This window comes from Synechococcus sp. H55.10, assembly GCF_047502715.1.
GTDB lineage: Bacteria > Cyanobacteriota > Cyanobacteriia > Thermostichales > Thermostichaceae > Thermostichus.
Genome location: NZ_JANSJJ010000150.1, coordinates 22,693 through 37,413 on the forward strand (window position 1 = coordinate 22,693; position 14,721 = coordinate 37,413).

Here is a 14,721-nt window from a genome sequence, read left to right on the forward strand (position 1 = left end):
TCTAGTCGAGATATAGTCGTTCCAGGCTAGCTTGAGACAGCTCCCTCACCCCCGGCCCCTCTCCCAAAGGGAGAGGGGAGTTAGAGCGGCGAACTGCGACAGCATTGCGTAGCAATAACGGCGCGACGAACTGTTTCACGACTATTTGAAATGACTGTAGTTGTTGAGAGGGTTGGCAGAGTTGAAAGGCTCCATCTGCCAGAGCAGACGGGGTGGGATCCCCAGCCCTTCGGTCAGGGGTGCGGGCCTTTGCGGAGCCTGAGGGTCGCAGTCGTAGAGGGTGGTGGTGTAGCGATAGGTGCGCGGCGGCCCACCCTTGAGGCGGATGCCGCTGATCTCAAAGAGATAGGGGCGATTGGGCTGAACGGATCCCACCGAGTAGGTGAGGGTTTCCAGGCCAAAGGCGGGATCCCCAACCCGGATATCTCCAACAGGCACCAGTTCGCCGGTGAGGGCATCGGTGATGCGGATTTGGGCTTGGCTGAGGTCAGACAGGCCGCCGCGGCTGGGCAGCGAGAAAGACCAGCGGTAGGCAGATAAGGGCTGGCCGGAAAATCCCTCCAGACGGTAGAGATAGCCGTCCCTCTCCGGGAAGGCAATAAACTCTGGATCCGGCACCGACTCGTCAAAACCGAAGATCCAATTGGCATTGGCCTGGGTCACCCGTCCGGCCCGCGGGTCAAAGACGATGCCGTAGGCGCCTTGGGCATATTGGGGATAGAGGTTCCAGCGGCGATGCCCCACGTCCACGAAGTTTTCCCGGCCCGGCTCGGCAAAGTAGATGTCCACCTGGCGCGCCAGCACCCGCCCTGGGTCGGGGCCGTTCAGCTCCAGAATCGGGCCGATCGCCAAGTTACCAAAGCGGGATCCCGCCGCCCCGGCAGGAGTGAAGCAACGCCAAGAGGGGGGTGGCTCGTGGCTGAGGGCGCCATTGGCCACCTGCAGCAGCGCCGCTTGCTGAGCGGCCTCCAAGAACTCGGGATTGAGCTCCACCGGCGGCAACTCGTGCAACAGCCGCAGAAAGTTCAGCCGATCCATCATCTTCTGGGCTGCTGCCGGGGTGAGGCGACCGGGATCACAAGTGGCAACTTGCGGCTGCTCGGCATAGATAGGGCCGGCAAAGGTGCGGGTCTGGCGATCCAACTGGCACATGAAGCTGGCGATGGGCAGCTCCCCCGCCGGCGGGGGCCCCACCGCAGTAAGGGATCCCTCCCCCCTGCCGCCGCAGGCGGCCAACAGAACAAGGCAGAGCAGACTCAAAACCACCCCTGCCCAGACTTGCTGCAAACTGGGCAGCCGCTGCCAAGGCATGCAAGATCCTGTAGGCTTACCGACTGGCGGGGGTGGGAGTGGGCGTGAGGCTGGGGGGACTGACGGTGCTGCTGCTACCCTCGTCGCAGGCAGACAGCAGCCCCAGGCACAGGAACAGGGCCAGGGCCCCCGAGAGCTGGCGGGTCAATTGGGTGGGTTGGAGTGCGGCCATCGCAGCAGATCTCCAAAACAGTACCGAGCTTGACCCTGTTTTATCACCTGGCCAAACCGGTCGCCGTGCCAGGGCTTGTGCCGACAAGAGCAGAACCTGAGAACAGGGCAAGGAATGCCGACCCAACTGGGCCTCACCCACTAGAGATAGAGCCTAAGCTCATTCTCCATCGCCACCATTAGTGCTGCGACGGATCCGCGTACCTCTTTTTGCGCCCAAGCGTAAAGATTGCGTGGATGAATCTGCTTTTTGCCGCTAAATCGGACTGCTCACGTTGACATGATTTGCCCATCATCTGCCTGAAGGGATCCCTTTCTCAAGGGATGATCTGAAACTCCAGATTGTAAGTCTGGAGCAGGTTGATTGTCTCGTGGTCGGTGAGGTTGGTGTCGGCCAGCTCCAGGTTGTAGAAATCGATAAACTCCTCGTGGTCGAAGTAGGGGCCGGCATGCCAGGTGCCCATTTCCAGTTTGATAAAGCGGTCGCCGGGCACCCGAAAAGCTTGAATCTCATCCACTTGCAGCTCGTCGGCAGGCGGCGCGACGGCGATAAACCACTCCTTGCCGTGCAGGGATCCCAGACACTGGGTGCAACGGGTGTGGTGAGTTATTTGGGTGAACCGAAGGCCACGGCGGGGCAAGCGCATAAGGTAGAAGCGGGGTTGCCCCTGATTCAAAACCAACTGGGCATCTTGGCCGTCGAAGGGTTTGTCGTCAGGAGTAGGATAGATCACCTGCCCGTAGAGGGCAAAGTTTTCCGGTTCAGCGAGATGGGCCTTCAGTTGGCGCAGTTGACTGCTCACCCTGTTTGTCTCCTCTTTCCCAAAGCTGTACCCGTTGTTGCTCCGCAAGCCGATCCCCACCTGCTGCCGGCACAAGGTCGTGAAGACCCAAATAGCAGAGCAGATCTTAATCTTACCCAGATTTGCCGGTAGTCTCCTTCCGGAGAACAGTCTCAGTAAAATGGGAGAAATTTGTAACACTCGGCAATGGCGATGCGGCGGGATTTACAGGAGCTGGTCATTTCTCCTTTTCAAGTGCAAAGTCTTTCTGGGGTGCCCGTAGCTTGGCTGTACCGACCTCGGCCCGTCCGCCGCTGGAAAGATTGGCTGCGCCAGTTCTCCGCCTTCTGGGATCTGCTGCGCCTGTTGTTGGTGCTGGATCTCTTCTGCCGTTTCTTGACCTTTTGGACAGGGGGATCCCTGCTGACCTTGCTGGGGCGGATCTGGATCCCCGGCCTGTACAGCAGTTGGCGCACTTGGCTGGTGGAATGGGGGATCCTGGCAGCCATTGCCGCTTTGGGCCAAGCCTATTGGATTTTCCGCAGCCGCCGCCTGCCGCTGCTGTTGAACTTGCTGGAGGAAGTAGATCGCTACAACCGGATCATCCAAGCCATCCACCTCAACGACCAATTGGTGGAAGCCGGCAACCCCGAGGTCAAGCTGGCCCAGCGGGCTGAAGTAATCGAGGCTTTGAAGCTGACGCGGACAGATCTGATCCGCGCCCTGAAAACCGAGCGGATTTTGCGGCAAAACGAGGATCTGATCGAGCAGCAGAGTGAGCTTTTCGGAGATAATCTGGCGGCTTTGACCGCCCTGCAGGTGAGGGAGCGGGCCGGTGAGCAGGGGCGGCTTTTGGACGCCGCTTTGCAAGTTGCCCTCCACGTGCGCTCCCAAATCCGCCAACTGCAGCAGCGAGAAGCAAACCTAGCTCAAGACAAAGTTCAAAATCCAGAGGAAACAACTTTTGATTTGTAGTTATATCAAGTTCCCTCAATCGGGCATGAGGGCGTGGATGCGCTTGCCACCGTTGGGATAGAGAAGAGCACGTTTGGGGCCGTGGATGGGATCTTCGACAATAATCGTCTGCTCGCGGCTGGCCCCCAGCGAAACAATGGCAATCGGTACCTGCATCAACTGCGCCAAAAACTTCAGGTAATCATGGGCTTCGGGGGGCAGGTCTTGGATGGAGCGGCAGTCTTTGGTGGAGCACTTCCAGCCGGGCAGGGTTTCGTAGATGGGCTTGCACTGGGCAAAGACACGGGCATCGCTGGGGAAGTGACGGATCTCCCGCCCCTGGTACTCATAGGCCACGCACACCTTGATCTCATCCAAGCCGTCCAGCACATCCAGCTTGGTGATGGCCAGGCAATCCAAGCCATTGATCCGCACCGCATAGCGCCCGATCACGCCATCGAACCAGCCGCAGCGCCGTTGTCGTCCGGTGGTGGTGCCAAATTCGGCGCCGGTTGCCCCCAGGTACGCCCCGATCTCATCTTTGAGCTCGGTGGGAAAAGGGCCTTCCCCAACGCGGGTGGTATAGGCTTTAGCCACCCCGATCACCCGGTCAATGCTGGTGGGGCCGATCCCGGCGCCAATACAAGCGCCACCGGCAATGGGATGGGAGGAGGTGACGTAGGGGTAGGTGCCGTAGTCGAGATCCAGCAGGGTGCCTTGAGCCCCTTCAAACAAGATGTTCTCCCGATCTTCGATGGCTTGGGTGAGCAGCAGGGCGGCGTCGGTAACGTAGGGACGCAGCCGCTCGGCGTAGGCCAGGTATTGCTGGATGATCGGCTCGGGATCCAGCGGGGGCAGGTTGTAGATTTTTTCCAGCAAAACGTTCTTGTAGGGAATGGCCCAACTGAGGCGTTCCCGCAGTTGATCGGGGTACATCAAGTCCACGACGCGGATGCCCATGCGCTCGGCCTTGTCGGCATAGGTGGGGCCAATGCCTCGTCCGGTGGTGCCCAGCTTATAGATGCCGCGCCGCTCTTCCTCGGCCACGTCGATGACACGATGGTAGGGCAGAGTCACGTGGGCGGTTTCGGCGATGTACAGGTTGTGGGTGGAGATCCCCAGTTGGTGCAGTTGGTCGATCTCCGCCAGCAACACCTCAGGATCGATCACCGTGCCGCTGGCGATGATGCAGCGTTTGTCGGGGTAGAGGATGCCGGAGGGGATCAGGTGCAACTTGAAGGTTTGGCCCCCCACCACCAGGGTATGTCCTGCATTCACCCCACCTTGATAGCGGACGACCACATGCGCCTTTTCACTGAGGAGGTCGGTGATCTTGCCTTTTCCTTCGTCGCCCCACTGGGCACCGACAACCACAACGTTTGCCAAGAGCTTCTCCTACAGTCCGTGGATGGCACAAAAAATCCCCTTTGCGGGGGCTGCTGCACTAATTTACCGCATTGCTCGGGGCAATGTTGAGGTCTTGGGACAAAAACGTTAACAATCGATTAACTTTTTCCTTCCCCTTTCAGCTCCCTGGTTTGAACAGGCCAATGGCAGTGACCTGGTTGGATCCCGCCGCAAAGGTAAAAGCCAGGCCCAAGGCATCGTAGTTGACGTAGTAGCGATCGTCGCGCAGATATTCTCGGCTTCCCTTGGGATAGGGCACCACCTCGTTGTAGCCGTTCTCGCCGGGCCCACCATAAACGGCGATCACTTCGGAGTAGGTGGAGCCCATGCGGATCCCTTCGCCGGTCATAGCTTCTGGGTGGGTGGTGTAGATGCGGTTGGCAAAAAAGCTATCCACAATGCCCGGATGGCGGTAGGTAAAGAGGATGTAATCTTGCAGGTAAAAGATCTTCAGGTCGCTGTTGGGCTGAAAGACGTTGGCCCCAGAGGCCGCTGGGATCTGATCCACATTGCCCAGGAGGTGGGTATCGACGTTGCGGGTATCCATGCCTAGGACAAAACGGCCGACACGGCCCTCTTGAACCAGTACGGTGGGGCGGGGTGGGGGGCTGGGGCGGCGAGGGGGCAGGGCCAGCGCTTCCAGGGCGGCACTCAGCCAGGCGTTCTCATCTCCCTCTACCCTTTGCAAGGGCACCAAACCCTGCACTAGGGAACGACCATCTCCCGTTTTCCAGGTGGCTACGGCCAGTTCCACCGCCGCGCCGGAGGGAAGGGCAAAGAAGCGGGTTTGTCGCTCGCTGCCTTGGGTGGGCTGCCCCAAAATAAGGGTGCTACCGCTGGAGCCCAACTGGGCAGCCAAGAGGGTGGCCCCCTGGCGCGTGTTGCCATCCACCAGAACCGCCAGCGGGATCCCGGCGGCAATGGGCAAATTTTCGCTGTTCCAGAGGGTGGGCTGCCCAAAGCGGTCTTCGGTAATCAGCAGCGGTTGAATGGAGCGGGGCAAAAACAGGCGGGCCACATCTGCCACCACTTGCGGGTCATAGCCCACGGATCCGCGCAGATCGAGAACTATGCCCTGGCTGTAGTCTTGGGTGTAGAGGGTTTGGCGGATCTGCTGAGCGGTGGCAGGGGTGAGCTCCGGCACCGCCAAATAAACCCGGCGCGGGCCGATCCCACGCGCCTGGACGGGCGGGCGAGGGCGGTTGAGCAAGTCCTTAAAAGCTTGCGCATTCCAAAACCGATCGGCAGGATCCCCATACTCCCGCAAGATTTCTTGGATCAACTCCTGCTCCACCTCGATGGGGGGACGGGGATCCCCGTAGGTGCGGGCCAAGAGGCGGGTGTAGAGGTCGTGGTAACTGACTGCAGCCGCTTGGCTGCCCGCCCCCAAAGACTCGTTGATGAACAGTCCCACTAAGTAGCGCAGATCCTGGCCTACTGGCGGAGAAGGGAGAGAAGGCGAGCTCTCAGGAGGGGAAGGAGCCGGCTCAACCATCGGCCCCTCAACAGACGGGATGACCGGCACCGGCGGCAAGCCTGCCTGACCCATCACCCTGATGGGAAGGATCCCAGCAAGTGCCACGACCATTCCCCCCGCTCCAATTGCACGCGCAACTCCCTTCATGGCGGCCTGGCCTCTTGCAGATGCTGCGAATAGGATAAACCCCAAACGCTTCCCTCTGCCACTGTCCGCGGTGTCAGATATCTATTTTTTGCATCTTAGAACACTAGATGTGGCTGCCTCGTCCCCCTTCTTTTGAGCAGAGTGTTTCCAGTCAGAAAACCCCCCGCACAGACCTGGTTGTTCGCTTACTTGCCTTTTTTGCCCTTTTTGCTTGGCTTGGGCTTTTCTGCTGTCTCCTCAACCGGGGTTGTCACTTCGAGTTCCGAGCCGACCGCAGAGGCGGAGACAGTTTCGGCAGGGGATACTTCTACAGCTAGAGTCGGTTCGTCTGCCGCTTCTCCGTCAGCGTCCGTGGCCGTCTCTGAAGAGGCTGCCACTGCCTCTGGCCCCTCGGACTCGAACTCCGCCTCTGGCACTGTAACCCTCTGTTCTGAGCTCGCCGAAGAAGTGGGCGCCTGGGTGGGATTCCCCTCGCCATCGACCCAGTTGACTGTGGTCTGAGCCTTCAGCCAGGCCATCACTTTGTTGGTCAGAAGATCTTCGTGAACGACTTGGCGTACTCGCTCCCGATCCAGCTTCTGCCCTTGCTGGGCATAGGCCGCCATCACCTCTTCCACTTCGACTTCCAATTCGTTGGGGCCTACGGCAATCTGCTCCTGCCGGACGATGGCACTGAGAGCCAAGGTGCGCCGCAGCCGGTTGATGGCCTCGGGCCGGTAGCGCTCCATCAACTGGTTAAGGGTTTCGGGCGGCATTTGGGACAAGAGCTTGCGGATCTCTCCCGGCGTGACCCCTTGCTGCTGCTGCAGCGACTGAAGGCTTTGGGCCAGCAGTTGTGTCGTTTCTTGCTCGACTAGGGTCTCCGGCAGATCCACCTCGGTGGTTTCCAAAATGGCGTTGAGGATGGCCGTCTCCAGGTTTTCCTCAGATTGTCTCAGAGCATCTTGCTCGAGGCGCTTTTGCAGGTGTTCCCGCAGCTCGGACACCGTCTGAAAGTTGCTGATCTCCTGTACAAAGGCATCGTTCAACTCGGGCAGCTCTTTGGCTTTGATCTCGTTCAGATGGACGGTGAAGGTAACCGTTTTTCCAGCCAACTCTTCTCTGAAGTAATCGTCGGGGAAAGTGGCTGTGATCTCCTTGGTTTCGTCGAGCTGCATGCCGACAACGCCCGCCACAAAACCGGGGATGAAGTTCTCCTCTTTGAGCTCCAACTGAAAGTCTTGGGCGGCGATCTCCTCCAGGGGATTGCCCTCGGCGTCGCGAGCTTGAAAATCGATCACCACCACATCCCCCAACTGGGCGGGCCGATCTTCTACGGGCAGGAGGGTGGCCCGCTGATCCCGCCACCGGTCGATGAGCTGGTCGACCTGTTCGGGCTTGACGGTGACGCGGGTGGCCGTGACGGTTAGACCTTTGTATTGGCCGACGCGGGCTTCGGGGTACACCTCCACATACCCTGAGAAGCTGAAATCGGCTTCCGGGTTGAACTGGGCCAAGAGCTGCCCCACCTCCTCATCCAGCTCGAAGCGGCTGATGGGGGTGAGCTGAGTTTCCTGGAAGGCCTGTTGGATGGCCTCGTTGATCAAGTCATCCACAGCGCTGGCCATGATGCGCTCACGGCCCACCTGGCGCATCACCAGGTTGCGGGGGGCCTTGCCCTTGCGAAATCCCGGGATCTGGATATTCCGCTCCAGTTGGCGCAAGGTTTTTTCGTAGGAGCGCTTCACCTGGTCGGCTTCTACCACGATTTTGAGGCCAACCCGGCTGCCAGGGCGTTTTTCTTGTGTGACCTGCATAGGAAGTGATGAGCTGGTGAGAGAAGCAAGCAGAAGTTCAATTGTACCCCAACCGCTTGGGGATCGACGGGATCCATACGGGGCAGTTCTAGGCAGGGGATCCCTCGGTGGTCACTTCTTTCACCTCCTGGATGTCCTCTTGGGGTTCGGCGCGCTTGCTGGGGGGCAGTTGCTTGACTTTTGCTTCCAGCTCCACCACCATTTCCTTGAGCTCGGTGATGGTGACTTCCTTCTCCTGCAGTTGCCGATTTTTTTCGCGGGCTTCGATGCTGAACTGGACACGCATCCAGAGGCTATACAGCCAGGCAAGGGCGGCCCCGATCCCGGCAGAAGCCAACAGTTCAATCACCAGCGGGCTTTCGATGCTGACTCCGGGGGCGAAGTTAATCGTGACCGGGGTGGCGTTTTGCATGGCAAAAAGAGCGATTCCCAGGAGGGCCGAGAACAGGATCAGGTAGTTGAACAGTTGCATGATTTTCTCCTTCGAGGGATCCACGACGGCTTGCCAGCACCAGAATACCCACAAACGGGGGTTGATTTGTTGGCCCGAGAGATCTCAGAAGAACCAGCCATAGCTGTGTAAGCCTTTGCCCAGAAAGTTCACCCCCAGATAACACACCCAAACCACCCCAAAGCCCAAGCTGGCCAAGAGGGCGGGGCGCCTGCCCTGCCAGCCTTTGGTGATGCGGGCGTGCAAATAGGCGGCAAAGACCAACCAGGTAATCAAAGCCCAGGTTTCTTTGGGATCCCAGCTCCAGTAGGTGCCCCAGGCTTCGTTGGCCCAGACGGCGCCGGCAATGATGCCGATGGTGAGCAGCGGGAACCCCAGCCCGATTAGCCGGTAGCTGGTGTTGTCTAAGATTTCCGCCAGGCTCAGCCGTTGCCAAGCGATCGCTTCGTTGGGTGCCGGTTGGGGAAGAGGTTCAGCCGGTCGGGGGGAGCGGATCCCGGCGTAGACCAGTTCTGCAGCAGGAGATGGCAGGGTGGCTTCTGTCCATTCCGGGTGGGTTGCAGGCTGAGAGGGGCGAAATTGCAGGCCGAGGGAGTTGCCCTTCAACTGAACTTCCTGGCCGCGGGTGACGATGAGAAAAGTGATGGCCAAAAGGGATCCCACCAAGAGGGCTGCGTAGGCCAGCAGCATCACAGTTACGTGCATCATCAGCCAGTTGGATTGCAAAGCCGGCACCAGTGGTTGGGCCGCCTGCATATCTTCCGGCAGGGCCAGGGCGGCAAAGGCCACAATGCCTGTCGCCAGCGGGGCGGTCGTCACCCCCACCCAACGGCTACGAGTCCAGTGGAGAGCCAGCAGGTGCAAGGTGGTGATCCCCCAGGCCAAGAAAAACAAAGACTCGTACAAGTTACTCAAGGGGAAATAGCCGGCATCGATCCAGCGGGCCGTCAGCAGGGCGGCGATCGTCAAGTTTGCCCCGATCATCCCCGCCAAGCCCAGCTCAGACAGAAGCTGCACCTGGGGAAACGCTGCCCCCCCCCAGTAAAACAGCATGGCCCCCAAACAGACAGCAAAGGCCATGTTATTGAGTAAAGCCTGCCACTGAGCTAGATCCAAGCCTGCAAAAGCCGTTATCGCCAACCAAGCCATACCTGACCTCAAAAGTTCTCCTGACCCCGCTTGGGCCAGACCGCTAATCCCATTCTAGGGTGGGGGAGGGGATCTTCCCCAAAGGACACATGCTGGTAATGTGGGGATGGCTTATCTGCTGCTCGGCAGGATACCGAAAGTGTTGGGATGTGAGGCTCATGCAAGGACACGCGGGAAAGGCCAGAACCTGGAGATGGGGATGGTGGATGGCTCTGGTGGCAGCTCTTGTGCTGGTCGCTTGCGGTGGATCCCCGCCTGAACAGCCCCAGGAACAGCTACCTCAGCTCGAGCGGGTACCAGTGCCGCCGGAGATTGCCAAGCTGGATGCCCACTTGGAGCACTGCCGTCCGCGGGTGCAGATCCTCAGCCCTAAGCCGGGTGAGGTGTTGTCGGAGCGGCAAGTAACCGTTCGCTTTGCAGTGCAGGGGTACCCCCTTTTTAAGGATCCGCAACTGGGCCTCGGCCCCCATTTGCACGTAGTGCTGGACAACCGGCCCTACATCGCCCATTACGATGCCGATGCTCCCCTTGTTTTTGAGGATTTGGAGCCGGGATCCCATACTCTGCGGGTGTTTGCCGGCAAGCCCTGGCACGAGAGCTTTAAAAACTCCGAGGCCTACGCCCAAGTCAGCTTCCATGTGCTAGCGCCTACGCCGGAATACGTGCCGCAGCCGCACCTGCCTTTGCTCACCTACAACCGCCCCACCGGCAGCTACGGTGCCGAGCCGATCCTGGTGGACTTTTGGCTGGCCAACGCCCCGGTACGCGAGAGTCTGCTGACCGACCTGCCGCGGGATTGGCGCATCCGCTACACCCTCAACGGCCAATCTGGCCTGCTGGATCGCTGGGAGTCTTTTTACTTGAAGGGCTTGAGGCCCGGTCGCAATGTGATGGTGGTGGAACTGGTGGACAGCAAAGGGGATCCCATCCGCAACGTGTTCAACAGCGCTGCCCGCGAGATCACCTACACCCCCGGCGGCCAAGACACTCTCTCCAAGCTGATCCGCGGCGAGCTGAAAGCGGAAGAGGCCCTGGCCATTGTGCAGCCCCAGCCCACACCGACGCCAGAACCAATACCAACACCCACATCAACGCCGGCACCCACTCTTACACCAGAGCCGACGCCCACTCTTGCACCACGTCGCCAGCCGCGCTTTCAACTCCGGCGTCCCCGTCCCACCTCAGAAGGGATCCCGGCTGAGGTCACACCTGCTGTGCCAACCCCAGCGGCTGTAGTGGCCACGCCGAAACCAACACCTAGCCCCTTGCCTACGCCTGCTCCCACTCCAACACCTCAACCTGAGGCTACGCCTTTGCCGCGCATCACTCCTCTCCCGCTGCAGGAGCAACGCGTGCGCCAGCAGGGGTTGCGGCTTTTCCCGCCGGGACTCCACAGCCCGATCCTCTCAGTTGAGCGATAGGGTGATACAAAAATCCCGACTCCGCTGCTAGTGTCTAAAATCGAATAACGACGATAATTTCCACTAGATTTGGGGATAGAGGCACAGACCTGTTCCCCAGCAAGTCGTCCTCATCCTCAGGGTGTTCCAAAAGCGCACCCATGAATTGTTCTATTCCTTGCCAAGTAATGGCCATTTCAAATCGGTCGAGACACTTCCCAAGCGCTCCTGGCTTCTCTCCCAAGGGAAACCCGCCTCACCTTTAGCCTCTCTGCCTCTAGGGGAGGAGAGTTAGAGATTGACATCACAAACCGTTTCATTGCCATTTGAAACGACTAAAGCTTTTCTGATGATCCCGCAAGCAAAAATAGCCATCTCCGGTTCTACGAATCAGATAAAAAACAATTTTTCTTGTCTCCAATAAATCCAATTTAGCAATTAAAAACTCATCCAAAATCTAGAATATTTTTCCTCAGGCTATCTAGGTTTTAAACTTAGATTTATAAGATGCTTGATTTCTCCGGCATTCCTTGCCGTGGGGTTACTGTCCGTCAAAATAGGAAAATATACACTACTGGTAGAGTCTAGTGAATCAGGCTCAACAAATTTAGTGAGTCGAACACTCGGCATCAGCTCAATTTTTTTAAGGTTAGAGCCTTTACGAGAATGCTTTTGTGCTGATATGAATAAGGTGCTGTTTGCAGCAAGGTCGGCTTCCTAGTGGGAAGAAAGCTTGACGCGACAGCAGAAGAGAAGATTCTGACAGGACACGAATTTATGGTGTGGGGTTTGCTATGTCGGAAAGTCTTGACTTGCAAGATGCGGTGGGGCGTTTCTTAAAAATCATTGGGCGCTACTCGTTGCTCACTGCCGAGGAAGAACTGCGTCTGGCCCACCAAGTGCAGCGGATGATGGCCCTTCTGGAGCAGCGGCGGCAGCACGAGTCGCTGGAGGATTGGAGCCAACGGCTGGGGATCCCTTTAGAGGAGCTGCAGCAGATCCTGCGGCAGGGGGAAGCCGCCAAGAAGCGCATGGTGGAGTGCAACCTGCGCCTGGTGGTGTCGATTGCCAAGCGCTACCGCAACCGCGGTCTGCCCTTTCTGGATCTGATTCAGGAGGGCACCATCGGCCTCACTCGCGCCGTGGAAAAGTTCGATCCCACGCGGGGGTACAAGTTCTCCACCTACGCCACCTGGTGGATCCGGCAGAGCGTGAACCGCGGCATCCAAAACAAGGGGCGCCTGATCCGGCTGCCCGCCCACATGTACGAGAAGGTCTCCCAGGTGAAGCGGCGCTACCGCGAGCTGTCCGCCGAAAGGGGATCCCGGCCTGCCGCAGAGGAAGTTTTCGATTCGCTGGATATTGGCGACAACTACCGCGAACTGATCACCCGCCACATGGCGGAGATGCGTTCTTTGAATGTGGGAGTAGGGGACGAAGACGGCACCGAGCTGCAACATTTTATCCCCGACGAGGACAACGATCCGGTCGAACATCTGAACCGGGTTGCCCATTGCGAGGAGGTGCGCGCTCTGGTGGGCCAACTGAGCGAACGCGAGCAGCAGGTAATTGTGGCCCGCTATGGGCTGGATGGGTCGAAGGGCCTGACGTTGCGGGAGATCGGGGAGCACATCGGTCTTTCGCGGGAGCGAGTCCGACAGATTGAGCGGCGGGCCCTGCGGAAATTGCGGCGGCTGCAGCAGGAATACTCCACCCCCAAGGCCGGCAGACAGCTCAACTCCCCAAGCTAACTGGAGCCTGCCCCTCTGTAGAAGGGCTTTTTTACCACTTCGGCGGGCCGGCGCTGGCCCCGAATCTCAATCTCCAGCCGGGATCCCACCTTGGCCCAAGTTGAATCCACATATCCCAGGCCAATGCCGTAGCCCAAGGTAGGAGAATGGCTGCCGCTGGTTACCCGCCCGATCGGCTCAGGGGAGTTGGGAGCGTAGATGGCATAGCCGCTGCGGGGAATGGCTCGATCCAATAGGCGAAACCCCACCAGGCGACGCGGGATCCCTTGCTCGCGTTGACGTTCGAGGGCCAGCTTGCCAATGTAGTCCCCTGGATTGTTGACCAACCAACCCAAGTCAGCTTCCAGGGGAGTGGTGCTCTCGTCCATGTCCTGACCGTAGAGGCAAAAAGCAGCCTCTAGGCGCAGGGTATCGCGGCAGCCGAAGCCACAGGGCTGTACTCCTGCCTGCACCAGTTGCTCCCAGAGCCAGCAGCCCTCTGGGGGGCTAAGCAAGATCTCAAAGCCGTCTTCTCCGGTGTAGCCGGTGCGGGCCACAAAGACCCTTGTCCCTGAGGATCCCTCTTTTTGAGGAGCAAACTGCCCGTGTTGAAAGCGGCGCAAAGCCTTCAGGGATCCCGCCAAAAAGGGCTGAAGGACCTCTTCCGCTGCCGGCCCCTGCACCGCCAGCAGCACTTGGGACTCGGTGTGATCCTGCAGTTCCAGCCCAGGGATCCCCTGCTGCTGCAGCCACTCCCTATCTTTGTGGCGGGTGGCCGCGTTGACGATCAGGCTCCAGTGCTCCAGCTCCCCTTCCGGTGGATGCCGGTAGAAGATGACATCGTCCACAATGCCCCCCAGCGGATTGAGCAAAACCGTGTAGCGAGCGGATCCCGCCCGAACGGCGGCCAGGTCGCTGGGCACCAGCCGGCTGAGGTGGGATCCCAGCTCTGGCCCCCAGAGCTCGAACTTGCCCATGTGGGAGATGTCGAAGACGCCCGCCCGCTCCCGCACCGCTCGATGCTCGGCCACCACCCCTTGGTACTGCAGGGGCATTTCCCAGCCGGCAAAGGAGACAAACCGCGCCCCCAGAGCTTGATGGAAGGGAAACAGGGGGGTGCGCTGCAGGGAAGTTGTGCCCATCAACGGATCTCTAAGAATCAAGGACTAGGATAAACGCACCGTCGCCGATTCTCCGAGCTTGTCCAGTGCCTTCTGTCCCTGCCATGATCCGCAATTGACAAGCTGGAGCGATCCCTGCAGCTCTACTGCGACGCTTTGGGAGGCAGCACCGTGAGGCCGTTGTCAGTTAGCCGATCCACCTACGGTTAATTGTCCCAACACGTTGATGTCGAAGGTGAAGTTGATCGTCACCGAGTTGCCCTCGTAGGCCTCAGGCAGGGGCAAAAACGGAGCTGCTCTCTGGACCGCTGTCAGTGCCGCGTCGTCGGTTTGTTGGCTGCCAGATGTGCGCCCTAAGCGAATGCTCTGTAGGTCGCCGGCTCGACCCACGGTGAAGATCACCACCGTGCGGCGGGAAGTGCCGGTCTGCCCTGGGATCCAATTTTGTTCCACTTTCCGTTGCAAAGCTGCCAGCCAAGGGCCCCAATCCACATTGGCCCGCGCCGCCACACTGGGGGGGTTGGGAGCCGACTGGGTGGGGTTGGCCAAGCCGCTGGCTCCTCTGCCCTGGATCCCGGCCCCATCACTGGGAGCGGAAGCGCTCAGGGGCGGCCCCAACTGGGAAGCATCGGAGGGCCGCTCAGCAGGGAGAACCTCCGTCGGCGGTTGGGGAGCAGGCGCAACGGGCTGCAATTGGCTGAGATCCGAAGCCCGCTCGCTGGGCTGCACGGGTAGAGGCTCGGCGGTGGGGGGAGGCGTGGGAGCCGGCGTGGCAGGAGGAGCAGCCGCCACGGGCGGCGGGGTCTGGGTGGGAGTGGGTCGGGG

The 14,721-nt window shown here is 59.6% G+C and carries 13 protein-coding genes; 3 read left to right on the plus strand and 10 right to left on the minus strand.

Going from position 1 to position 14,721, the window contains the following annotated elements; all coding sequences use genetic code 11:
* Window positions 1-141: 141 nt before the first annotated feature.
* The 3 genes from NW858_RS09515 to NW858_RS09525 all read right to left on the minus strand — a co-directional run bounded on the left by NW858_RS09515 (window position 142) and on the right by NW858_RS09525 (window position 2,285).
* Complete coding sequence (locus NW858_RS09515) at window positions 142-1,311, minus strand: CAP domain-containing protein (protein WP_414520373.1); 1,170 nt, start codon at window positions 1,309-1,311, stop codon at window positions 142-144.
* 16 nt (window positions 1,312-1,327) lie between these two features.
* Window positions 1,328-1,483, minus strand: a complete 156-nt coding sequence (locus tag NW858_RS09520) for a hypothetical protein (protein ID WP_414520374.1) — start codon at window positions 1,481-1,483, stop codon at window positions 1,328-1,330.
* A 316-nt stretch (window positions 1,484-1,799) separates the two neighbouring features.
* Entirely contained in the window at window positions 1,800-2,285 is a 486-nt protein-coding gene (locus NW858_RS09525) for an ureidoglycolate lyase (protein WP_414349238.1), read from the minus strand.
* 192 nt (window positions 2,286-2,477) lie between these two features.
* Between NW858_RS09525 and NW858_RS09530 the strand changes: the two genes are divergently transcribed.
* Window positions 2,478-3,239 carry a hypothetical protein gene (locus tag NW858_RS09530; RefSeq protein ID WP_414520375.1) on the plus strand — a complete coding sequence of 254 codons (762 nt, stop codon included), beginning with the start codon at window positions 2,478-2,480 and terminating at the stop codon, window positions 3,237-3,239.
* 15 nt (window positions 3,240-3,254) lie between these two features.
* Here the strand turns inward: NW858_RS09530 and NW858_RS09535 are convergent, their stop codons facing one another.
* The 5 genes from NW858_RS09535 to ccsB form a co-directional block, all read right to left on the minus strand.
* Entirely contained in the window at window positions 3,255-4,604 is a 1,350-nt protein-coding gene (locus NW858_RS09535) for an adenylosuccinate synthase (RefSeq protein WP_414335446.1), read from the minus strand.
* A 139-nt stretch (window positions 4,605-4,743) separates the two neighbouring features.
* Window positions 4,744-6,213 (minus strand): S41 family peptidase, encoded by a 1,470-nt coding sequence (locus tag NW858_RS09540; protein WP_414520376.1) that lies wholly within the window; start codon window positions 6,211-6,213, stop codon window positions 4,744-4,746.
* A 221-nt stretch (window positions 6,214-6,434) separates the two neighbouring features.
* Window positions 6,435-8,045, minus strand: coding sequence for a trigger factor (tig, locus tag NW858_RS09545; RefSeq protein ID WP_414335443.1), 1,611 nt, complete (start codon window positions 8,043-8,045; stop codon window positions 6,435-6,437).
* 88 nt (window positions 8,046-8,133) lie between these two features.
* Window positions 8,134-8,517 (minus strand): LapA family protein, encoded by a 384-nt coding sequence (locus NW858_RS09550; protein WP_414520377.1) that lies wholly within the window; start codon window positions 8,515-8,517, stop codon window positions 8,134-8,136.
* 84 nt (window positions 8,518-8,601) lie between these two features.
* Complete coding sequence (ccsB, locus tag NW858_RS09555) at window positions 8,602-9,612, minus strand: c-type cytochrome biogenesis protein CcsB (protein ID WP_414335454.1); 1,011 nt, start codon at window positions 9,610-9,612, stop codon at window positions 8,602-8,604.
* Between the two features lie 239 nt (window positions 9,613-9,851).
* Between ccsB and NW858_RS09560 the strand changes: the two genes are divergently transcribed.
* Window positions 9,852-11,066, plus strand: coding sequence for a hypothetical protein (locus NW858_RS09560; protein WP_414520378.1), 1,215 nt, complete (start codon window positions 9,852-9,854; stop codon window positions 11,064-11,066).
* Window positions 11,067-11,839: 773 nt separating this feature from the next.
* Window positions 11,840-12,796, plus strand: coding sequence for a sigma-70 family RNA polymerase sigma factor (locus NW858_RS09565; RefSeq protein ID WP_414520379.1), 957 nt, complete (start codon window positions 11,840-11,842; stop codon window positions 12,794-12,796).
* Here the strand turns inward: NW858_RS09565 and gcvT are convergent.
* Together gcvT and NW858_RS09575 are read right to left on the minus strand one after the other, a co-directional pair.
* Window positions 12,793-13,917: a glycine cleavage system aminomethyltransferase GcvT gene (gene gcvT / locus NW858_RS09570; protein ID WP_414520380.1), complete on the minus strand. Its 1,125-nt coding sequence runs from the start codon at window positions 13,915-13,917 to the stop codon at window positions 12,793-12,795. The two genes, NW858_RS09565 and gcvT, sit on opposite strands and share 4 nt — an antisense overlap.
* A 162-nt stretch (window positions 13,918-14,079) precedes the next feature.
* Window positions 14,080-14,721 (minus strand): energy transducer TonB (locus tag NW858_RS09575; RefSeq protein WP_414520381.1); only part of this gene is annotated, 642 nt, incomplete at its 5' end.